The organism is Prevotella pectinovora (assembly GCF_041323955.1).
In the GTDB taxonomy this organism is placed as follows: domain Bacteria; phylum Bacteroidota; class Bacteroidia; order Bacteroidales; family Bacteroidaceae; genus Prevotella; species Prevotella pectinovora.
The window spans coordinates 504,267-527,569 of record NZ_JBGLIV010000001.1 but is presented as its reverse complement, the minus strand read 5'-3'; the positions used below and the strand labels follow the sequence as shown (position 1 = coordinate 527,569).

17 protein-coding genes and 1 pseudogene are annotated in these 23,303 nt (G+C 45.3%); 14 read left to right on the top strand and 4 right to left on the bottom strand.

Going from position 1 to position 23,303, the window contains the following annotated elements; all coding sequences use genetic code 11:
• The first annotated feature begins 3 nt into the window (after window positions 1-3).
• From ACDC99_RS02010 to ACDC99_RS01980, 7 genes and pseudogenes are all read left to right on the top strand, one after another.
• Entirely contained in the window at window positions 4-777 is a 774-nt protein-coding gene (locus tag ACDC99_RS02010) for a DpnI domain-containing protein (protein ID WP_370755630.1), read from the top strand.
• A complete protein-coding gene (locus tag ACDC99_RS02005) occupies window positions 774-986 on the top strand; it encodes a hypothetical protein (RefSeq protein ID WP_308008462.1) in 213 nt (70 codons plus the stop codon). The genes ACDC99_RS02010 and ACDC99_RS02005 overlap by 4 nt, the downstream gene beginning before the upstream one ends.
• Before the next feature lie 10 nt (window positions 987-996).
• Window positions 997-1,290 (top strand): hypothetical protein, encoded by a 294-nt coding sequence (locus ACDC99_RS02000; protein ID WP_308008463.1) that lies wholly within the window; start codon window positions 997-999, stop codon window positions 1,288-1,290.
• Between the two features lie 9 nt (window positions 1,291-1,299).
• Entirely contained in the window at window positions 1,300-1,521 is a 222-nt protein-coding gene (locus tag ACDC99_RS01995; RefSeq protein WP_308008466.1) for a hypothetical protein, read from the top strand.
• Window positions 1,508-1,981: pseudogene (locus tag ACDC99_RS01990) on the top strand (DNA-methyltransferase); the annotation flags it as partial. The gene ACDC99_RS01995 and the pseudogene ACDC99_RS01990, both read left to right, overlap by 14 nt.
• A 50-nt stretch (window positions 1,982-2,031) precedes the next feature.
• Window positions 2,032-2,736: a hypothetical protein gene (locus ACDC99_RS01985; protein WP_308008468.1), complete on the top strand. Its 705-nt coding sequence runs from the start codon at window positions 2,032-2,034 to the stop codon at window positions 2,734-2,736.
• A 304-nt stretch (window positions 2,737-3,040) separates the two neighbouring features.
• Window positions 3,041-3,523, top strand: a complete 483-nt coding sequence (locus ACDC99_RS01980) for a hypothetical protein (protein ID WP_308008470.1) — start codon at window positions 3,041-3,043, stop codon at window positions 3,521-3,523.
• Between the two features lie 120 nt (window positions 3,524-3,643).
• On the opposite strand, the gene ACDC99_RS01975 is transcribed toward ACDC99_RS01980, so the two are convergent.
• A complete protein-coding gene (locus ACDC99_RS01975) occupies window positions 3,644-4,093 on the bottom strand; it encodes a hypothetical protein (protein ID WP_370755627.1) in 450 nt (149 codons plus the stop codon).
• 443 nt (window positions 4,094-4,536) lie between these two features.
• Between ACDC99_RS01975 and ACDC99_RS01970 the strand changes: the two genes are divergently transcribed.
• Window positions 4,537-6,111, top strand: coding sequence for an ATP-binding protein (locus ACDC99_RS01970; protein ID WP_288745452.1), 1,575 nt, complete (start codon window positions 4,537-4,539; stop codon window positions 6,109-6,111).
• A 488-nt stretch (window positions 6,112-6,599) separates the two neighbouring features.
• On the opposite strand, the gene ACDC99_RS01965 is transcribed toward ACDC99_RS01970, so the two are convergent.
• Window positions 6,600-7,934, bottom strand: coding sequence for an ATP-binding protein (locus ACDC99_RS01965; RefSeq protein WP_370755625.1), 1,335 nt, complete (start codon window positions 7,932-7,934; stop codon window positions 6,600-6,602).
• 480 nt (window positions 7,935-8,414) lie between these two features.
• On the opposite strand from ACDC99_RS01965, the gene ACDC99_RS01960 reads away from it, so the two are divergent.
• The 5 genes from ACDC99_RS01960 (at window position 8,415) to ACDC99_RS01940 (ending at window position 20,280) form a co-directional block, all read left to right on the top strand.
• A complete protein-coding gene (locus ACDC99_RS01960) occupies window positions 8,415-10,886 on the top strand; it encodes a glycoside hydrolase family 95 protein (RefSeq protein WP_370755623.1) in 2,472 nt (823 codons plus the stop codon).
• 37 nt (window positions 10,887-10,923) lie between these two features.
• Entirely contained in the window at window positions 10,924-12,363 is a 1,440-nt protein-coding gene (locus ACDC99_RS01955; RefSeq protein ID WP_370755621.1) for a glycoside hydrolase family 140 protein, read from the top strand.
• Window positions 12,364-12,803: 440 nt separating this feature from the next.
• Window positions 12,804-13,019 carry a helix-turn-helix transcriptional regulator gene (locus ACDC99_RS01950; RefSeq protein WP_370755619.1) on the top strand — a complete coding sequence of 72 codons (216 nt, stop codon included), beginning with the start codon at window positions 12,804-12,806 and terminating at the stop codon, window positions 13,017-13,019.
• 181 nt (window positions 13,020-13,200) lie between these two features.
• Entirely contained in the window at window positions 13,201-16,389 is a 3,189-nt protein-coding gene (locus ACDC99_RS01945; protein WP_370755617.1) for a helicase-related protein, read from the top strand.
• Window positions 16,390-16,431: 42 nt separating this feature from the next.
• Window positions 16,432-20,280 (top strand): Eco57I restriction-modification methylase domain-containing protein, encoded by a 3,849-nt coding sequence (locus ACDC99_RS01940; protein WP_370755615.1) that lies wholly within the window; start codon window positions 16,432-16,434, stop codon window positions 20,278-20,280.
• Here the strand turns inward: ACDC99_RS01940 and ACDC99_RS01935 are convergent.
• Complete coding sequence (locus ACDC99_RS01935; RefSeq protein ID WP_370755613.1) at window positions 20,255-21,031, bottom strand: TaqI-like C-terminal specificity domain-containing protein; 777 nt, start codon at window positions 21,029-21,031, stop codon at window positions 20,255-20,257. The two genes, ACDC99_RS01940 and ACDC99_RS01935, sit on opposite strands and share 26 nt — an antisense overlap.
• A 104-nt stretch (window positions 21,032-21,135) precedes the next feature.
• Entirely contained in the window at window positions 21,136-21,747 is a 612-nt protein-coding gene (locus ACDC99_RS01930) for a master DNA invertase Mpi family serine-type recombinase (RefSeq protein WP_302749402.1), read from the bottom strand.
• A gap of 66 nt (window positions 21,748-21,813) precedes the next feature.
• Here ACDC99_RS01930 and ACDC99_RS01925 point away from each other — a divergent pair, with 66 nt between their 5' ends.
• Window positions 21,814-23,286 carry an ATP-binding protein gene (locus ACDC99_RS01925; RefSeq protein WP_370755611.1) on the top strand — a complete coding sequence of 491 codons (1,473 nt, stop codon included), beginning with the start codon at window positions 21,814-21,816 and terminating at the stop codon, window positions 23,284-23,286.
• Window positions 23,287-23,303 lie beyond the last annotated feature (17 nt).

The window sequence follows — 23,303 nt, the reverse complement described above, 5'->3', positions numbered from 1 at the left end:
GAGATGGATTTGAGATTCAACACATCATTAGCAGAAGGTTACAAAAGTGCTAGCCAAATAGCAAGAGTACTGACTGAAGATTGGTTGGCACGCAACATGTATTGCCCTATTTGTGGTGAAGTAACTATTAGGCGAGCTGAGCCTAATGCACCTGTTAAGGATTATGTGTGCGAGCAATGCAAATCACAATATGAGCTGAAAAGTAAAAGGTCTGATAGTGAGAGTTTCCAAGCTACGGTTGCAGATGGAGTTTACCGAACAATGATAGGAAGAATCACTTCACTTGACAATCCTAGCTTCTTCTTTATGCACTATGACCGCTACGAAGTTAATAATCTGGTGATTGTTCCAAAATGTTTCTTTACCCCATCCGTTATAGAGAAACGTGACGCGTTAGCGACAACCGCAAGACGAGCTGGTTGGGAAGGATGCAACATCCTGATGAGAGAAATACCGACAACTGCGAAAATTCCTATCATTAAAAATGGCGTTGCTCTTCCTGTTGAAGAAGTAGTTTCTCAATACCATCGAGTGTTCAATCTCCAAACTAAATCGGTGGAGAGTCGAGGCTGGCTGATGGATACCCTGCACCTCGTAGAGCGTCTTGATGAAACATTTACACTCAAGCAAATGTATTCCTTCGTTGATGAACTTCAAGTAAAACATCCCGACAACAATCACATCCCGGATAAAATTCGTCAGCAACTTCAATTCCTTCGAGATAAAGGAATTATTGAGTTCAAAGGAAGCGGTGTTTATCGAAAAAATCAATTATGAAGCAGATACCAAATTATATAGTTGCCCTTGATTTTATACAGAATAGAGTTGTCAAGATTAAACTATCAGACGAAGATAAGCAATTTGCGTCATCTTGCGATGATTTGGAAGAATTGGTTGAAGCTTTATCTGAAGTTTACCATTTCTCTTTAGTCAACAGTCAATGGATGGCTCTTGACGAGTACAAAGAGGATTCATTTGGATTTTAAAACAAACGATATGACTGAATACATTTTTTATACAACAGAAGGCTTTACACAAGCTCCCGATGGCAATGATATCGAGAATTGTCAGTTGCTTGGACGTGCTTATGGCAAAGACAAGCATGATGCCCTATCAAATCTATTGAAGGAAAATCCTTGGATTAAAGAGAGAGGTTTTGAACCTTGTGAAACTATCTGCAAAGAATTGGTTTCAACATCCAATGCAGAGGCAAAATTATCTTTTCTCACAAATTTATTGGATGAAAGACAGCTTGCTGAGTATACGAATTGGCTGAAAACAATTGAATAATAGATTTCTATGAAACAAAATCAGTTGGGAATTTCAGGAGAGCCTTCAAAAGGAATTATCTATGAGGATTCAAACGAGGAAATCTCTTTAAAATATGACCCTAACACTCAGTACATAACATTCTGGGGAGACGGAATCAAATATGACCAGATGGATTGCTCCTTCTTTTCGGATTGGGATTTGGTTTTGAAAGAATTATACTCTGAATATGGAATCAACCTACTCGACTGAGTTTATCATCTGGGCAAGGAAGTCGCAAAAGGTTGCTCATTACTACAATTATGATTTGATGAAGCAACTAAATGGTGACAAACAAATGACTGATGTTTGGCAATTACCTGCCATTAGTCGATGGGAAAAGTCATGTGGCAAGCATCCAACTCAAAAGCCACTGGGAGTTTTGGCAAGATTGATTCAAGCCAGTACTCAACCAGGGGCATGGATTCTTGACCCCTTCAATGGAAGTGCGACAACAGGTATTGCAGCTAACTTGCTTGGCAGAAAGTACCTTGGCTTAGAAATGGAAGATGAGTTCTTGTCTATGAGCAAAGCAAGAAGAGAAGAAATAGAGAATAGTACCGTTCGCAACGACTATCTTGAAAGATTGGCGAAGGCAAAGATAATTTTGCCTCCTGATAATTTCTTTGTGGCAGATGAAACTGACATAAATTACGGAGTGCCTTGGTTATAACTCAATGAAATGACTCGACAATAAGAATTTATAAATCAAAATAATCAGCAATGAAAAAAAATCTATTGTACATTGCATTAGCATTCAGTATGCTGATAAATGTAGCCGTATTGTGTGTCCTTCTCAAAGGCAACATTTCTTCTACGACAAAAGAAGAAGAATCTCCAAAAGAAGTTTCTCCTTTTGCTGACTATAACAAAAGACAAACTGCTGCTGAAAACGCTGTTAGGAGATATGTATGTGAAAATCTTTACTATCCTAACAGTTATGATCCTGTTAGTACAAAGGTGGATAGCGTGTTTTATAATTATCTTACTGACGAGGATTGTGTAAAAGCTGCTTTTGAACTTATCGATTTAAGAAAGTCTTATGAATCTGCAAAAGACACCTATGACGAAAATGTAAATAACATTAAGGTTTTTGGCGGTTCTGGTGTTTTCCGTGACCATACAATAAATAGGGATAAGGCTGCAGCAGAAATGAAAGACTTAAAACCAAAAATAGAAAAAAGAGAAGCAATAATAAAGAATCGAGATTCATCTATGGATGGTAAATTTATCGGCTGGCAGGTTATTCATAGATACAGAGCAAGCAATAGTAATGGAGTTGTTTCGTTTGGTGATGTACTTTATGTTCTTGACCCAGAAATGAACCAATACTATTTTAGATATTCGTTGGAAGAGAATGATAATAAAAATCTAAAGACGATAAAACGAGTAATAGAAGAACTGTTAGGAACTTATGTAGATGACTAAAAAGGCTTTGCTATGAAAGTTATGCTTTTAACAATCCTACTTCTTTTTGTAGGTTTGCCTATATTGCTGAATATTTTACACAAGATAGATTTAAAGTCGAAATCATTTCTTCATACCTGCCTGATATACTCAGGTGGGTGGATGGTAGTTTGTGTAATCATATCTATATTGGATTGGCTTGAAGATGGTGAATATGTTGAATGGTATGAGCTTCTGGGTTGGTGTGTGATTCCACCTCTTTTGTATTGCTTAATTCAATATACAAAAAGGAAGTAAGTTTGTTTCAGATTCTAACAGGAAGATTATGAACAATAAGCAATTAGACGATTTAGATGCTTGGAAGGATTTTGTCTTGAAGGTAATCATTGAAAGAGGTGAAGCAACTCTCACAGATTATGTTTGGGATAGAATAGAACAGGAATTTCATTTGGATGACAACAACATTCATCACTATCGCTATACAGACTGTGTTATAACATGCCTTGAAAACGAATATGGCCTGATTCGAACAAGTGGGAAAAGAGGAATCCAGATAACAGAGAAGGGAAAACGAGTTGCAAAGATTGGCTTTCGCTCTTATCTGAACTCCTTGGAACGACATGAACGAATACAGAAATGGAACGATTATCTGGGATTGGTCACAGGTAGTTTGTCGATAATAACAACCCTTGTTGGCTTTGCTAATATGTTTATTGGTTGGATTGACAAATTCACTGCATTTATTCCTGCTGCTATTCTTACTATTTTGTTTGCGGCTATCAAGTTCTTATGTAAGACAAGGAAGTAATCATCTTATCAAGATTGACAACAAAATAAGCAGACCCACTGATTTTCAGCAGAAATGCCGATTGTCAGTGGGTTTGTTGTTCCCAAAATGAATCCCACAAGGCATGTTGGGAACATTAGATTACTTCGTCCAATGGTAGTGACTGTCGAGCATCAGGAAGATAGCCAAGCCGAAAATTACGAGTCCAAGGACAAAGAAGAACCAGAAGAAATACTGCACATAGTGTCCGAGGTAGGTTCCATCGTACTCCTTGTACCTTTCCTGAACCCTTCTGCGTTCTTCATAAAACATTTGATTGACCTCACGGATATGTTTCTGCATCTGAGTGGTCATCCATTCATGTTGTTTGTCGAACATGTCCTGAATCTTCTTCCAGTCAACATCATCGACTCTGACTGAAACCTTCAACTTGGTTGGGGCATCCTTCAGAACATTGTCGATGTGGGTGTTGATGGTGTCAACCTTACCACTGATAGTGTCAACGGCATTGCCAAGAGCAGTCTGAGCTGAATTGTACTTACGAGAACGTCGGCGATGATAGGAACAGGACTTGATTGCATCGTGAATCAATACACAGATTTGTTTTGCAATCCCATGCTGATGTGGGGGAGTTATCGCCGTGGCTTCTCCCGTACCACGCTCCCCATTCCCTTCAAGTTTTCATCATGTTCATATGGATGGCAGTCATGCAGCACGATTCTTAGAATTGTTACAAGCAATAATTATTGCTATATAAAAACATTATAGCATAATTATGTTCAAAGAAAGGAGCAAAAAGCATGGAAAATCGGGAAAACTGTTGTATATTTGCAGAAGATAAGCTGCACCTCGGCATAATATTCAAGCAAGCTTAATATTCTGCTCTCGGTTTGCATTATCTTTGCAGAAGATAAGCTGCACCTCGGCATAATATTCAAGCAAGCTTAATATTCTGCTCTCGGTTTGCATTATCTTTGCAAAAGATTAGTTGCACCTCGGCAAAGATTGCAAGGGGAAACAAAAAATCCGGAACTATGATGGAGACGAATAACAGACGATTGCCAGTTGGCATCCAGTCTTTTGAGGAAATAAGAAAGGAAGGATTCCTTTATGTTGACAAGACAGACATTATCTGGCAACTTGCCAACAGGGGGAAAAAGTATAATTACCTGAGCCGCCCACGCCGCTTTGGCAAGTCGGTGCTTGTAGATACACTCGAAGCCTACTTCACAGGAAAGAAGGAACTCTTCGAGGGGTTGAAGATCATGGAACTGGAGACGGAATGGGTGAAGCGACCTGTCATCCGTCTCGATATGAGCCGTGCAGGAGCAGTACCTGACACTTTGCGCTCTTATCTCAATAATATTTTCAGACAATATGAAAAAGAATATTCATTGGTTCCTAATCCAACAGACAGTCTTGCCGACCGCTTTAATGCCATAATAGTTGGTTCGTATGAGCAGACCGGACAGCAAGTGGCAATTCTCATCGATGAGTACGACTCTCCATTGCAGCATTCCTGGAAAACTCCTCAACACGAAGCATGCACAAGCATCTACAGGGAGGTGTTTGCTATCTTAAAAGCTGACGACAAATACGAAAAGTTTGTCTTCATCACAGGCATCACCAAGTTTACTCAAATCTCGCTCTTCTCTGTGCTCAACAATCTGAGCAACATCAGTTTTGATCCAGAATATGCTGCCCTCTGCGGCATTACCAAGGACGAGATGCTGCGCGATTTCAGACCCGAGATAAACAAACTGGCAGAATATGAGGGCTGCACCTTCGATGAAGCTGTAGCGCTGTTGACGGCTCATTATGATGGCTACCATTTCAGTCATGACAACATGGTGGATGTTTTCAACCCGTTTAGTCTTATCAATTCTCTCGCTGATTCAAAGTTGAGAAACTATTGGGCTTCGTCTGGTGCAACATCATTGCTTCCTAAGTTTGTTGATGATATGGAAATAAGACTGAAAAATTTTGAGAACTGTCCGATAGACCGCGACACCCTTGAGACCTCTGACGTAACAGGGGGTGGAGCAGAACTGTTTCTCTATCAGTCGGGATATCTTACGATAAAGGATTATCTTGATGGCATTTATTTGCTCGGCATTCCCAACTATGAAGTCCGCAAGGCTCTATACAAGATTGTCTTGCCCGCCTTGACGTTGCAATCGAATGCACAAGTAATAACAACCCAAAGTATGTTGTTGTATTCCCTAAAGCTTGGCAATCTCACCGAAGCCATGAAATGCCTGAAGGCCCTCATTGCGGATGTGCCCTACAGCAATAAGAAACTTGCAAGCATGGATATGGAGGAACGCTACCGCCTGATATTGAGCACCATATTCAATGCCATCGGCTGCCGGGTGGAAGTGGAGAAGATGATTGCTACGGGCAGAATTGACATGGTGGTGGAAACTACCAACATCATCTATGTCCTTGAATTGAAACTTAGCAACAACGGCGGCATTGACGCTGCCACCGAACAGATCAGAGCCAAGCAATATGTCGAACCTTTCAAGGCTGACAAACGCCGGGTGACTGCTCTTGCCATAGAACTGGACGACAAGGGAAAGGGATTGACTGACTGGAAAGAGGTATAGTGTTTTTTTAGATAGAAAAGTATCAAAGTATCATTTCCGACTTCTGTCAGACACCTTAAGCCCACTAAACCAACAGGTTAGACGTATGAGACTTTTCCGAATGTTTTACAGAAAAGTATCATAGAAGTATCATCAAAGTATCACTGGTAAATCATCATCGGAACACCATAACACCAAATATAGGCAAGGAGAACAAAACATCAAGAAATGGACACGGATTGTGCACAAATGGGGCAAGCACCGTGCCCATGTGGGGCAAGCACGTTACCCATGTGGGGCAAGCACGTTGCCCCAAGTGGGCACGACCAGTGCCCAAACCGTGCCCAAAATATTCATTAGCCTGCTATATGTACTTTCGAGACATCCGACCGCTTAAACCCTAATCGGTCATTAGCCAGTTTATTGTATTTTTATATACTGCTTGCAGTCTTTTGCTCTTTATAAGAGCGTTTTTCGTTTGCTTTTAATTCGCAACAGCTCACTATTACTCATAAAACTTCATCCAACACCTGATGTAGATTGCCAATCAGATAAAACGGCAGGTTGATTAATCGGTATTCCTTGCCATTTGGTGTCTTTACTTTATCTACAGAGTATGGATTAGACCAAACACGGATGGCTGTGTCTATATTAGAATTGTCCATGAAAACATGAAGTGAACGCAGACGGGCATTGGTACCACTCTTCACTTCTATAGGGTAGAGTCTGGAGTTGTGGGTGAAAATGAAATCAACCTCGGCGCCATTGTTGGGTCTGGCCCAAAACGAGCGGTGCTGTCCAACACGGTCTTCTATCGACAGAAGCTCTTGTGCCGTGATTTGCTCGGCAAGATGTCCCCGCCAGCTGTCCACCATATCCGTTGAACCTATGATTTCTTTTCTGATGCCTGCCTGATAGTTTACCAAACCGGTATCAAACCAAATGAGTTTGGGCATTCTCTTGGTTTCAGGGATAATTGGCATCTGAGTGGAAGATACTGGATAAACCAATTCCAGAATCATGGCCTTCTCCAAGAGACGAAAAGCTTCGCCAACTTCTCGTGACTTATAGCCAGAGTTGGCAAAATTGCCCAAGGTGATGGTCTCGCCCGAAAATCCCCAACCATACGATAATATGAAGCGCACGACTTCTGTCAGTTTATTGCCTCTGACATATTTCTCAGAATCATCCTTGTAGGCCTGTACCAAAGTCTCGTACACATCTTCTATGGCTACGATGTCTTGAGTCTCTGCATAGCGCTGCACAGCCTCTGGCATTCCGCCAATGATGGTGTATTGATTGAATTGGTGAATGAGTTGCTCATGAAAGGCAACGGTGTATTCTGGTTTCTGTGAGAGAACAGCAAGAAGATTGGTTTTGCCGATGGCCCCCAAAAACTCATAAAAGGAGCAAGGACTCAAAGCCATATACATTACTCTTCCTACAGGAAAACTTACATTTACGTCTACAAGATTCTCCAACAGACTACCTGCTGCTATGACATACAGGTCAGGTCTCTGCTCGTAGAAGTATCTGAGCAGAGCGATTGTCTTTGGAGAATTCTGTATCTCGTCGATGAAAATGAGCGTGCTGCCTTCTCGTTGCGATTTGCCTAAACTGGCAAACAGCATATTGACCAAATCATTCAAAGGAATATCCATCTCGAACAATCTGACGCTCTCATTCATTTCCAGGTTGAAGTATAGGTAGTTGTCGAACTGGGAACCAAACTCGTTGACAACTGTTGTCTTGCCTACTTGTCTGGCTCCTCTCAAGATGAGTGGTTTATGCCTTTCATCTCGCTTCCATGCTTCTAATTTGCTTAATATCTTGCGCTTAAACATATCTTTTGTCTCAAATCATGGGCAAAGATACAACTTTTTTGTTTCAAATCAGGGGCAAAAAGAATATTTTTTGTTTCAAATCAGGGGCAAGACGTGAGAAATGGGAGATGGACTATTTACCTTTTACAACATTGTGGCTGTCAGGAATGTGGCGTTGCCGAAGATGTGGAGCGCTCTATGTCAGCTTATGACAACGAACCATCCAGACAATCGAAAACAACCATCTGGTCGCCAACAGCCAATATATAAATGCGTTACAGCAAAAACCTGACGATCTGACGGTTTATGAAGAATTTTCAGAATTTCCATTTTGGGGGATGTCTGTCATGGTTATCCATACCCTCGGATGCAGACCGATAGGTACAAAAGCGGTGAAGCGACGTCAAATTAAAGACATGGATTATCTAGACATTATCATAATGTCTTCATAATCGGAAACAAGCAACATAGACAAAAAAGAAATAACACCAACCAGAAGAGATGAAAAAAGCAATAATACTATCAGCCGCGGTCTTGACTCTTGCCGCCACGACGACACTCGCAAAAGGCAACGATACAAAGACCGGAAACTGCCACATACTGTGGTATGACAAGCCTGCAGCAATGTGGACGGAAGCATTGCCTCTGGGCAACAGCCGGTTGGGAGCGATGGTCTACGGCACTCCTGCCACCGACCGTCTGCAGCTCAACGAAGAGACTATCTGGGCAGGACGCCCCAACAACAACGCCAACCCGGAGGCTCGGGAATACCTGCCCCGGGTGAGAGAACTGGTGTGGCAGGGCAAATACAAGGAGGCGCAAGACATGGCTACGGCTCATGTCATGGCAAAGACGAACTCCGGAATGCCATACCAGCCCTTCGGCGACCTGTATGTAAGTTTTCCCGGACTGGAAGAGTATTCTGACTACCGCCGCGAACTGAGTCTCGACTCGGCAAGGGCAGTGACTCAGTTTACTGCCAACGGCGTGACATACCGACGCGAATACATATCGTCGCTGAGCGGCAACGTGATCATGGTGAAGCTCTCTGCCAGCAAGAGGGGAATGATAACATGCAACGCACAGATGACATCGCCACAGCAGGACGTCAGCGTGAGGTCGGAAGACGACGAGATTGTGCTCAGCGGCATCAGCGGATGGCACGAGGGACTGAAGGGAAAAGTGCAGTTCACCGGACGCGCCACGGCGCAGCTAAAGGGTGGAACAATCAGAAGCAAAGACGGTGTGCTGCAGATAAAGGATGCTGACGAAGCCACCATATTCCTCACCATCGCCACAAACTTCAAGAAATACAACGATATCAGCGGAAACGACACGCTACTCTCGGAGAGCACTCTGAGAAGAGCTCTCGACAGTGGTTTCGACAGACTGAAAAAGGAGCACGTGGCACTATACAAGGAGCAGTTTGACCGCGTGAGCCTCAACCTGGGCAACGACAAGTTTGCCGACAAGACAACGGACTGGAGAATACAGAATTTCAAGAGTCACAACGACGAACACCTTGTAGAGACATACTTCCAGTTCGGACGCTACCTGCTCATCTCCACATCGCAACCCGGCACACAGCCGCCAACGCTTCAAGGACTGTGGAACGACAAGATGATGCCGTCGTGGGACAGCAAATATACCTGCAACATAAATCTGGAAATGAACTACTGGCCGGCTGAAGTGGCGAATCTCACGGAACTGAACCAGCCGCTCTTCTCGCTCATCAAGGACGTGAGCGAGACGGGACGCGACGCTGCCCGCATAATGTATGGCGCTGACGGATGGGTGCTCCACCACAACACGGACCTATGGCGAGTGACAGGAGCCATCGACAAGGCTCCCTCTGGACTATGGCCAACGGGAGGGGCATGGATGAGCCAGCATCTGTGGGAACACTATCTATATACCGGCGACAAGGGCTTCCTGAGCAGCGTGTATCCGATAATGTGCGGTGCGGCACGATTCCTCAACCAGATAATGGTGAAAAATCCATCGGGCAGGAACTGGATGATATGTCCGTCGCTGTCGCCAGAGAACCCGCATCTCCACAAGGCCACCACGGCGGCCGGAGTGACGATGGACAACGAACTGCTGACCGACCTCTTCAGCCATGTGATAGAGGCATCGAGGATTCTCGGAGCCAAGGGTGACAAGGCATTCACAGACAGTCTGCAGGAGAAGCTCGACGGACTGCTGCCTCTGCAGACCGGACGCTGGGGACAGTTGCAGGAATGGAAAGACGACTGGGACAATCCCGACGACATACACCGACACGTGTCGCATCTCTACGGTCTGTATCCAAGCAATCTGATTTCGCCGTTCCGCACACCGGAACTGGCTTCGGCAGCTCGCACATCGCTGATTCATCGCGGCGACCCCTCTACGGGATGGAGCATGGGATGGAAGGTGTGTCTGTGGTCGAGACTCCTCGACGGCAACCATGCCCTGAAGCTCATCGGCGACCAACTAACCCTCGTGCGCAACGAGAAGAAGAAAGGCGGTACCTATGCCAATCTTTTCGACGCCCATCCGCCATTCCAGATAGACGGAAACTTCGGATGCGCCGCCGGCATCGCCGAGATGCTGATGCAGAGCCACGACGGTTTCATATATCTGCTCCCTGCCCTGCCCGACGCATGGAAGGAGGGAACGGTAAGCGGACTGAAAGCACGCGGCGGTTTTGAGGTGAGCATGACATGGAAGGAGAACAACATCGTGAAAGCTGTGATAAAGTCGGAAAACGGCGGCAACCTACGCATACGGTCTGCCGTACCGCTCACAGGCAAGGGACTCCGGACTGCCAAAGGCAAGAATCCCAACCCACTCTTCGTCACACCGACAAACGTGAAGCAGCAGATCAACCATCCCGAAAAGATCGAAAAGATGCCAGAACTCAGAAAGTCTTACGTCTATGACATACCGACCAAGAAGGGACAGACGATAGAACTGAAGGCGAAAAACTGACAAACTCTTATTATATAAGAAAAATAACGAATACAATATGACAATAAAGAAATCCCTATTCATCGCAGCCTTCATGCTGCTCGCCACGACAATGGCAAACGCTGCCAAGAAGACCATATACAAACCATGGTCTAACGGCAAACTGAAAGTATCGGCAAACCAGCGCTATCTCATACACGAGAACGGCACACCGTTTTTCTGGCTCGGCAACACCGCATGGCTGCTGCCGGAAAGGCTGAACCGCGACGAGGCTGAATATTTCCTCGCCAAAGAGCGCGAACTGGGCTACAACGTGGAGCAGATACAGGTGCTCAACGCCATTCCAACCTTCAACGTTTATGGTCAGCAGGCCAACAACAAGGAGTTCGACTTCAGCAAGGTGTCAAAGCCGGGTGTCTACGGATACTGGGAACACCTGGACTACATCATAGACCGCGCTGCCGACAACGGCATATATATCGCCATGGACTGCATCTGGGGGTCTATGATCGGCCAGATGGACGTGAAGAAGGCTGCTGCCTACGGCAAGTTCCTGGGTGAGAGATACAAGGACAAGCCGAACATCATCTGGATGATAGGCGGAGACATTCTCGGCGACAAGTCGCCTGAAGTGTGGGACGCTCTGGCCCGTGCCATAAAGAAATACGACAACCGCCATATCATGACTTTCCACCCAAGAGGCAGAACCACGTCGGCAAGATGGTTTAACGACCGCGAGTGGATGGACTTCAACATGTTTCAGAGCGGTCACCGCCGCTACGGACAGCGCAATGGTGACGGCGACTACACCATAAAGGACAATACCGAGGAGGACAACTGGCGCTATGTGGACATGAGCTTTGAGAAGAAACCACTGAAACCTGTAATCGACGGTGAACCTTCGTATGAGGACATTCCGCAGGGACTGCACGATTTCTCCGCTCCTCGCTGGCAGGACTACGACGTGCGCCGCTATGCCTACTGGGCGGTATTCGCCGGATGTTTCGGACATACCTACGGCCATAACTCCGTGATGCAGTTCATGCGTCCAGGAGTGCTCGCCTCGTTCGGAGCCGAAAAGCCATGGTGGGAAGCCATGAACGACCCTGGCTACAAACAGATGAGATACCTGAAATGGCTTATGCTCGCCTTCCCGTTCACTGAAGCGGAGAGCGACCAGAGTGTAATCGCCGGTCAGAACGGCGAACGCTACGACCGTGTCATCGCTCTGCGCGGCAGCGACTTTATGCTGGTATACAACTACAGCGGCAAGCCGATGTCTATAGACCTCACCAAAATCAGCGGCAACAAGAAACATGCATGGTGGATGAATCCTCAGAACGGCAAACTGTCGTTTGTTGGCGAAATGGACAATAAAGTAACCGACTTCACCTACGATGGTGCTTATCTGCGCAGCAGCGACAGGGTGCTCATCGTAACAGATGCCGACAAGAACTACCTCTCTACCTCTCAGACGGAATTAGAAGAGAAATGGTAAGCCTATCCCCCTTGCCTACCCGTTTGCTTGCAGACTTGTATATCCGCAAACTTGTCTACTCGTAAACTGACAACATATAAATCCAAATCACATGATGATGATTCTTGTTAGACTCAATCCATCATAATGATTTGGATTTATCACAAAACTTAGAGGTCATTAGGCCGTTCCAATGTAATATTGGCTCAGGAGAGATTGTCCGTGGATAGACAACCTCTCCTGAGCCTTTTCTCATTAAAGAATGTATCGGGGTTTGCCGATCCTTAAACGGCTGCACAAAAAGGCATACATAAGTTCCGATATATGTCGCATAGCACACAATAGATGTGGCAAAAGTGCCCAGTGAAAGGGAATTTGGCTATACTGCTGCAAAAAATGGGGATTTGTTTTGTGTGTTGATTATAATTCGTTATTTTTGCAGAAAATGATTAAATCAAAATATGGCAAACAGGCTTAAGCTAAATCGCATCAAAGACGTACTGGAAAGTAAAGGCATATCACAAACGTGGTTAGCAAAGCAGATTGGAAAAGAGTTCTGTACGGTGAACGCATATTGCGGACAGCGCATTCTGCCCAATCTCACAACCCTTTACAGGATAGCAGAAATCTTGAATGTGGACTTCAAAGACTTGATTACCGACAAAAACGACCGTTAACCTATTACTCATGATACTTGACAACAAATCAAAACTCAACGAGAATAGTAGCATTACTACCGTTTGGGAATACTTACAAAAATATACGCGAGGTGAAGAACTGAACATTGTTTCTGGATTCTTTACCATATCAGCGTTGTCTCTTCTAAAGCAGTTCAAGGAGGAGCCGACCAAGTTTCGTATGATTTTGAGTGAAATCGCAGGCCACGACGACCAGAAGGAGCGCATCATTGACATCCTTCAAGGTACAAGTGACTTTACCAACGCTTTCGCTTTGCAAGCTACGGCGAAGATGGCCATTGCCATATTACAACAAGACAACGTAGAATTGAAGCGCATAGATAGTGCCTTCTGTCATGCAAAGACCTACATCTATCGTGCTGCCGATGGCGATGATTCTTACTTCGTTGCAGGCTCTTCCAATTTCACAGAGAAAGGTCTTGGTTACTATCAATCCTCTGGCAACATTGAATTTAATGTGGCTCGTAGAGGTGATGATAATAAGGATTTCAGCGATGCGCTAAAGTGGTTTGATGGCATTTGGAAGAACGTTGCTAAGGATACCGTAGATGTGTTTGTGGATGGCCGCAAGACACGACAGACCGTAAAACAATATTTCATTGAGTGCATCGAGAACTTCTGCAGGGAGTACATGCCTCGCGACATATATTATAAAATTCTCTTTGAGTTGTTCCATGACGATATAGAACTCTCACTGACAGATGGCACAAATCGCAGCATTACACGCCTTGAAGACTCGGTCATCTGGAATATCCTCTTTGACTATCAACAGAAAGGCGTACACTCGCTCATATCAATGCTGTCGAAATACAATGGCGCTATCCTTGCCGATGCCGTGGGTCTTGGCAAGACGTTCTCGGCGTTGGCTGTCATTAAATATTTCCAAAGCGAGGGTTTTTTTACGCTCGTGCTTTGTCCCAAGAAGTTGCAAGCCAACTGGGAGCAGTACCTCAGTCACCAAGGCTCACGTTTCGAGCGTGACGAGTTTGACTATGAGGTACGTTTCCACACCGACCTGCAACCAGGTCGCTTAGATTCATATGGCCGTGCGCCATTGTCATTCCTGAAGACACGTCCCAAGATGCTAATCGTTATTGACGAAAGTCATAACCTCCGCAACGATAAATCGGGTCGTTACAAGTATCTTGTAGAAGAACTTCTCAAAGGTCGTCCGCACGACGATATAAAAGTGCTTGAACTATCAGCCACACCTGTCAACAATCACTTGATGGACGTTCGCAATCAATTCAAGTTGATGGTGCGCGATGCCGACAATGGTTTCAATATTGAAGATTTCCGCATTCCAAGCCTCATGGACTTGTTCCGCCGTGCTCAGACGGCATTTGAGAAATGGAGCAAAAAAGACAAAGACCGCCGTATCAAAGATTTGATTGATGACCTTCCTGAGGCATTTTTCAATCTAACAGACCGTCTCGTGGTCGCTCGTACACGCAAGATGGTTGAGAAGGTCACTGGCACAGACCTTCGTTTTCCCAAGCAGAACAAGCCAACCAACATATTCAAGGCTCTGTCTGAAATTGGTGACCTCGCCACGTTTGAGGAAATCTACGATGCTCTGATGGCTCCCAATATGGTGGCATATCAGCCTTCTGCCTATATGGAAAAACCCAACGGAAAGGTAACAGCCATCAACGACCAGCGTCAGCGCGAGTTCTTCCTCTGTAAGATGATGCTCATCTTGTTCTTGAAACGCTTGGAGAGCAGTTGGGTCGCTTGCAAAACGACTGTTGAGAATGTGCTGGCTCACCACGAGAATGCCCTAAATAAAGTGAATGCTTTTCTTGAAGGAAGAGGTGGTACAACCATTGACGATGTTGTTGTGGACGAGGACGCTTTTGAAGACGAGGACTTCGAAGACCCTAGTGTGACACTCGGCAAGAAGAATCCTATCCGATTGGAAGACATCAAGGATATTGAAGGGTTCAAACGCGACCTTGAAGAGGATATTCGCCTGTTCCACGTGTTTGTGGACAATATGCAGAAATACGATGAGAAGTTCCGTGCAGGCAAAGTAAAAGACAGCAAGCTTGAAAGTCTGAAAGACATTCTCATCGAAAAGGTAAACCGTAGTCACAAGCGTGTACTTGTGTTTACCTCTTATAGTGATACTGCTCAGTATCTTTACGAGCAACTCAACAAGGAATTCCCTGGTGTTGTTGCTGTGGTGGATGGCAATGGAGCTACGTTCCGCGGAGTACACGAGGCTAAATTCCAGTCTACGCTCTGTCGCTTCTCACCGATGAGTAAGCTGTATAGAGAAATGGACTGGGTGCCTCTGTATAAGCAGTATTTCAAACAGGGCGACAATCATTTCGACTACGAAAAGCGCAAATGGAATGTGACCTTTACTGAGTGGAAGAAGGTGATAGAACAGTTCAAGGATTCTAATGAGATGGCTCGTCGTGCATGGCAGGCTCTCGAAGAACCTGTTCGTATTCTTATCGCCACCGACTGCTTGTCAGAAGGTCAAAACCTCCAAGATGCACAGACCGTGGTCAATTACGATATACACTGGAATCCAACTCGTCTTATTCAGCGCCAAGGCCGTATAGACCGTATCGGCTCTGCGAATAAAGAGATTGACTGCGTTAACTTCTGGCCTGCCAAGAACTACGATGGCTATCTAAAACTTTTCAGTCGTGTAAACGACCGCTTGACGGCTATGGCCATTATGGGCACAGAGATTCCTGAAGTGAGCGAGGAGTTAGTAAAAACCATTGCCGATAACCCCATCCTGGAACGTAACGACCGAAAACTCCTCGATGACGTAATGGAGACTGGACAAGAGCAGGGCGAAGAGACCTTTGGTCTGCACGATCTTTCTCTCGAAACATTCCGCCAGGATTTGGTGGATATGCTCAAAGAGAACGAGCAATACTACCGTGATATGCCTAACGGCATCTATAGCGGCTTCCGCACCGAAGATGACCTTTTCCAAAAGATACCCGAAAGCATCGTTGCACTTGTTCGTCAGAAGGACACTGGCGAAATGCATTTGGTGTTGCGCCCTGTAGAGGACAACCGCGACGAAGTGCAAATCAAGGAGTATAACAAACAGGAAATCCTGTCATTGCTGCGAACTAAATTGAATATCAGTCGTTATGTTCCCTCTGCAATCGACAAGGCAGACACAGAGGCCATTGCAAATCTGCGTGCAATCATGCAGCGGTGGATGACGGAGAAGGCTCCCAAGGCGGCTACGACTGCAGTCAAAGACCTGTTTGCTGGTGTCAAAATAGCAAAAGAGCCACAGGGTAAACTGGTGGAAGACCACTACAAGCCAGAAAATCTTGAATTGGTTGTGTGGGAGTATATTAGCAAGAAATAGTATAGTGTACGCTGCGTACACGTTCATATCGAATACAAAACAATGGGTGACTATCAAATACTGAATCGGTTCACTGCCGAAAACATACAAAAGGCCACGGTTGGCTTACTTCACTATCTTGGCATCGCCACCGACATCATCACAGAAGAACAGGTGGCTATCACCGACCTTGCGGAACAGCCCACAAAGGCGGTGCAAGAAATATGCCGTAAGATACGTGAGAGTTATCTCGTGTGCTCTATCTCCGACCGCACTTTTAGCGACGAGGAGCAGGACGAGACACTTGACGAGGTGAAAGAGAACATCGGCAAATACAACCAAATGCTTGTCTTTGCCGTTGACCTGCACGAGGATACCAAACTCTGCCGCACAGAGATGGCAACGCTGACTCGTGCCCTGAACCGTGCCTCCAAGGCTGCGCCTGTGGTTGTTGTGTTCCGTTACTACGATGATGGCGAGGTGCGCTTTGCACTTTCGCTCTGTGAACGCACCGCCTATCTGCAAGCCGGACATACTGGCGAGAAAGTGGGACGTGTGAACATACTCCGTGGTATCAATCCGCAGAAGACTCACACTGGACACATTCGCATTCTCGAAGATATGCGCCTTGAAAAGAAAGATAAATCTTTTGAGGGCGTCTATCAAAAGTGGCTCGGTGTGTTTGATAATGATGTACTCACCAATCAGTTCTATGAAGAGCTGCAGAACTGGTACTTCTGGGCGCTTAAGCCTGAGTGCCGCGTATCCTTCCCCAACGATGTTGCGAGCGACTCCGACGATGACAAATATAATCCGCAAAATATCATCCGTCTCATCACCCGCCTTATCTTCGTTTGGTTCTTGCGCCAGAAAGGTCTCGTTCCCAAGGAACTCTTCAAGCGTGATAGCCTGGCTCGTCTGTTGAAGAACTTCAAGCCCGAAGACCTCAACTCATCGACCTACTATCGCGCTGTGCTCCAGAACCTGTTCTTTGCCACTCTCAACAAGAAGATTGAGGAACGCGAGTTTATGTCCGACGAGTTTGTCATGAACCGCAACAAGGGCAAACACGATGTCAAAACATTCATGCGCCATGCCTCTGATTTGCAGGTAAGCAAAGAAGAGTTTATTGAATTGCTGCACCCAGTGCCATTCATGAACAACAGCCTCTTTGAATGTCTCGACAACAAGGAGCAGAACGGCCACGTTTACAACTGGGATGGTTTCAGTGACAGCAAAAAGCCACAGAAGCAAGCATTTGTGCCTAACTATCTGTTCTTTGCCGAAGATGTCTACATCGACCTCAGTGAAGAATATGGCAGGGCTACCGCGTCATCGGTCAAGGTGTCTGGTATCATCAATATTCTGAGTAAATACACTTTCACGGTTGAAGAAAATACGCCGCTCGATGTGGATGTGGCTCTCGACCCTGAACTTTTGGGTAAGGTTTTCGAGAATCTGCTGGCTGCATATAATCCTGAGACAAAAGAAACTGTACGCAAGTCTACTGGCTCTTATTACACTCCGCGTCCCATCGTGCAGTATATGGTGGACGAATCGCTCATAGCCTATCTGAAGAAACAAGTTGATGGTGTGAGCGAGGACACGCTGCGCTCGCTTCTGAGCTACACCGACGACGATGCCGCAAATCCTCTTGACCGCGAGCAAACTCGCAGGTTGGTAGATGCCATCTTCCGCTGCAAGGTGCTCGACCCTGCCTGCGGCTCAGGTGCATTCCCTATGGGTATGCTCCAGCAAATGGCGCACCTGCTGTCGCGCGTAGATAGCGATAACAGCATCTGGGAAGAGGTGATCATTGACAACGCCATACGTTACGAGAACACCATCGACACCATGAGCGATGAGGAAAAGGCAGAGCGCCAGGCAGAGCGAGAAAAAGTATTTGCTCTCTCTGTAGATTATCCTGACTATGCCCGCAAACTCTATCTCATTGAAAACTGCATCTATGGCGTGGACTTGCAGTCCATCGCTGTACAGATAAGCCGCCTGCGTTTCTTCATATCTCTGGTGTGCGAACAGCAACCCACTGATGATGCTGCCGATAACTACGGCATCCATCCGTTGCCCAACTTGGAGATGAAGTTCGTCTGCGCCAATACGTTGGTGAAACTGGAGAACATCAGTGAGACACGCGAACTGTTTGCCAACGATGACATCATCAAACTCATACAGGAACTGAAAGGTGTGCGCCACGAACTCTTCGTGGTTACGAACAGCCATGTGAAAAAGCGTTTGCTGACAAAAGATAAGACCATCCGCGACCAGATTATGCTCTCTACGGGTGACTGCTATACCCGCGGCACGGAAGAAAAGATTGCTCGCCATAGGGCAGGTCTCGCAAAATGTGCAGAGGAAATGAAGATAGCCGAGCGAATGTCTGATGAAGTGATAACCCAGGCTGTCACTCAGGATTTGTTCGGCGAAAAAGAGGAAGTCGTATCATTTTCTCCCAAGCAGAACAAGATTAAGGCCATCAATCAGCGTATCAGCTATATAAATCGCGAAATCAAGCGTTTGCAAGATTCGCTCAACAGCGGTCGCGACAAAGCCATGCGCCTCGCCAAGCAACTTACCGACTGGAATCCCTACGACCAAAATCTCTCATCACCATTCTTCGACGCCGACTGGATGTTCGGTGTCACCGATGGGTTTGATATGGTGATTGGCAATCCGCCGTATATTCAATTGCAAAGTAATGGTGGCGAATTGGCAGCATTGTATGAAGGAGCTAACTATAAATCCTTTGCAAGAACAGGTGACATTTATTGCCTATTCTATGAGCATGGCTGGGAAATGCTCTCAGAGGGCGGTTCACTGTGTTTCATCACGTCAAACAAGTGGATGCGGGCAGGCTATGGTGAAAAACTGCGTGCTTTCCTTTCAGAGAGCACCAACCCTGAACTACTCATAGATTTTAGTGGTCTAAAGATATTTGAGTCGGCCACCGTAGATGTAAACATTCTGCTGTTCTCACGTCAGCAAAACATGGGGCAAACTATTTGCGCCGTAACAGCGAAACAGCCTCGCAGTTGCATCGAAAATTTGAGCGTTTTCGTGCAGCAACACCACTCTGTCTGCTCCTTCACCTCGTCGGACTCGTGGGTTATCCTCTCCGAAATCGAGCAGAGCATCAAGCGCAAGATTGAGGCTGTGGGTACACCACTCAAGGAGTGGGATATAAATATCTATCGCGGTGTTCTCACTGGGTATAACGAGGCTTTCATTATCTCTACAGAAAAGAGGAATGAGATATTGGAAAATTGTCAGACAGAAGATGAACGAAAGAGAACAGAGGAGTTAATTCGACCGATTCTTCGTGGCCGTGACATCAAACGCTACGGATATGACTGGGCAGGACTGTATCTCATCGCCACTTTCCCATCTCGTCATTATGACATAGAAAAATACCCAGCGGTAAAGAACTATCTCCTTTCTTTTGGTATTGAGCGTTTGGAACAGACTGGAAAGATTCATATCGTAAATGGCGAGAAGATAAAAGCCCGTAAAAAGACTAACAACAAGTGGTTTGAGACACAAGACAGTATCAGCTATTGGGACGATTTTAATAAGCCAAAATTGTTTTATGCAGATATCAGTCAGCAACTATGTTTTGCATACTGTGAAAAAACAATGTTCTGTAATAATACCACGTATTTTATTTCGTGCCGCGATGAAGTGACATTAAGATATCTGCAGATGTATCTCAATTCGTCTATCATAGATTGGTACTACCGTACTTTATCTGTGCAACTTGGAACTGCTGCTGTAAGAATGTTTTCAATTTATGTTTTGAGAATTCCTATTCCGAGTGATAAAAACAATAATATCTACGATGCATATCATTTGTCCAAAAACGAAATAGAGTTCATCGAATCTCTACAAATCCAATAGCGCTACGTTCCTCATCTGTAAGATTATACAAATCAAAGAGCCGTTGGTCAATACTAATGGCTTTTTCTTTTGTATAGTTCTGTTGAATGTTTTCTATCAGCCGTTCAAATATTTTTTCAGTAGAATTGTCAACCTTAACAACTGGTATTTTATCAAAGAAGATTTTACTCATCTCACGTGTGCCACCTTGCAACTCAGGAAAAGAGTCACGAAAGCAATACTTGAATAGAGAAGAATTTAAAAAAGCTGTAAGAAAAGCGATGTAAGTACCAGTAATAATAAAGCACTTTTGGTTGGTTACATACCCTTTATCATCGTAAACAAAAGGCATGTATTTAGTCATGTTTGGATAGATAACTTTTGGCCTATTAAAATCGTCCACATAAGCGCAGTTTCGCAGGTTATATGGGGTATCTCCTTGATCTGCTCTCTTCTTAATTTTATCCCAATATTGGTCAAGATGACGCTTTACTGCGGGATAATCTTCAATCTTTATGCGTGGCATTACCCCTTTTACCCCATTATGAGTATTGATTAACCATAGTCCTGCCCAGTCATATCCGTAGCGTTTGATGTCACGGCCACGAAGAATCGGTCGAATTAACTCCTCTGTTCTCTTTCGTTCATCTTCTGTCTGACAATTTTCCAATATCTCATTCCTCTTTTCTGTAGAGATAATGAAAGCCTCGTTATACCCAGTGAGAACACCGCGATAGATATTTATATCCCACTCCTTGAGTGGTGTACCCACAGCCTCAATCTTGCGCTTGATGCTCTGCTCGATTTCGGAGAGGATAACCCACGAGTCCGACGAGGTGAAGGAGCAGACAGAGTGGTGTTGCTGCACGAAAACGCTCAATTGTTTGTTTCAATGAAGTCATGAATATAGCGATCGAGTGTATTGCGGTCAACATGGCATATCTTGGCAATTTGTCTTTTTGATGTACCATTAAGTAACAGCTCACGAATTAGTCGATCCTTAGGATATAGTTTGCGTACGGTTGGCGTGGTTTTTCGTCCTTTGGGTCGTCCAAGTACAATACCCTCTGCTTTCTTTCTTGCCAAGGCCTCTTTAGTACGCTGGCTGATGAGGTTGCGCTCTATCTCTGCCGACAGCCCGAAGGCGAAGGCTAACACCTTGCTTTGAATGTCATCGCCAAGTCGGTAGTTGTCTTTGATAGTCCAGACTTTAGCCTCCTTTGTCATGCAGATATTCAAAATCTCCATAATCATAAATAGGTTGCGGCCTAAGCGCGAAAGTTCTGCGCAGATGATTAGGTCATCTTTCTCAATGCGATTGAGAAGTTTACCCAACTCACGCTTGTTATATGACTTGGTTCCACTGATAGTTTCTTCTATCCATCCATCAATGGCAATGTTGTGTGATGTACAAAACTTACTAATCTCAAAACGTTGGTTCTCCACCGTCTGTTTGTCGCTGCTCACTCTGATGTATCCGTAAATCATTTTTTTCTTGATTGTTTATTTTTTAGTCAATAATTTAATATCTTTGCAGCAAAATACCAAATTGCTATGATAACGAAAGAAGAACTTCAACAGCTGCTCATGTCCACGGAAACATTTCGCGTGGAGCGCACCGTATCTACCGGCGATATGGACAAGTTTCAAGAGGCTATATGTGCTTTCTCCAACGACTTGCCTGGCAGTAAGAAGAACGGTTATCTGATAATTGGTGCTCATGACAACGGCAAGTTGTCGGGGCTGAAGGTCGATGACAACCTGATGAAGAAGATTTCGGGCATACGCTCCGATGGTAATATCCTGCCGCTACCTGTAATGTCGGTAGAAGTATTCCACTTCCCTGAAGGTGACTTGCTGGTGGCAGAGGTCACGCCTTCGCTTGCACCACCCGTACGCTACCGAGGCCGCACATTCATACGCATCGGTCCGCGTCGCGACATTGCTACAGAGGCAGAAGAACGCATACTTACAGAGAGGCGCACATCATATATGGCCACATTCGATGCCACGCCTTGTTTCACTGCCAAGATGGATGACATTGACACCAAGTACATAAAAGAGGAGTATCTCTCGACTGTGTTTGATGCAGAGTTGTTGGCTTCCGACCAACGCGATATCACAGAACAACTGGCCTCGCTGCATCTCTACGACCCAACACACAACTGCCCCACCTACGCGGCACTCGTGCTGTTTGGACGCAATCCCAAGTTTTTCATGCCAGGCGCATACTTGCAATACGTGCGTTTCGCTGGCACTGACAGAGGTAGCGAGATTCTGAACGAGCGTCAGTTACATGGCTCGCTATGCCAGATGCTGCCGCAGTTGGAGAGTTTTGTGCGCGATGCCATCATAACAGCGCGTCCTGTTCCAGTGAGCATACTACGTGAGAAGACGGTCTACAACTATCCTTTCTTCGCTCTACGCGAGTTGCTTATGAATGCCTGCATGCACCGCGATTACCAGTCGAACACACCTATAAGGCTATATCAGTATGAAGACCGCATAGAGATTCTCAACGCCGGCGGATTATATGGTGATGCCCGGCCTGAGAACTTCCCGAATGTGAACGACTATCGCAACCCCATCATAGCCGAAGCTATGCGTTACATGAAGTATGTGAACATGTTCAACCGTGGCATTCAGCGTGTCACCGATGCGCTACGCGAGAATGGCAACCCCGAACCACAGTTCAATGTCAATAAGATAACTGCCTTTGAGGTTGTGGTAGGATTGTCCACTGACGAGAACTTAGTCAAAAACGCGAAAGTGACTAAGTCAGTGACTAAGTCAGTGACTAAGTCATTGGATAGTCCAGAAGCAATTAAAAATGCAATATTAGAATTCTGCATTACACCGAAGAAGATGGCAGAAATTGCAGAACACATTGGATTAAAACATCTTACATACATAAAGAAGACCTATATCAATCCTCTTGTGGAAAGTGGGGAATTGGCTATGACCATACCAGATAAGCCACAAAGCAGACTGCAAAAGTATGTAGCGACTAAGTCAGAAAATGACTAAGTCACAAGTCAAAATAA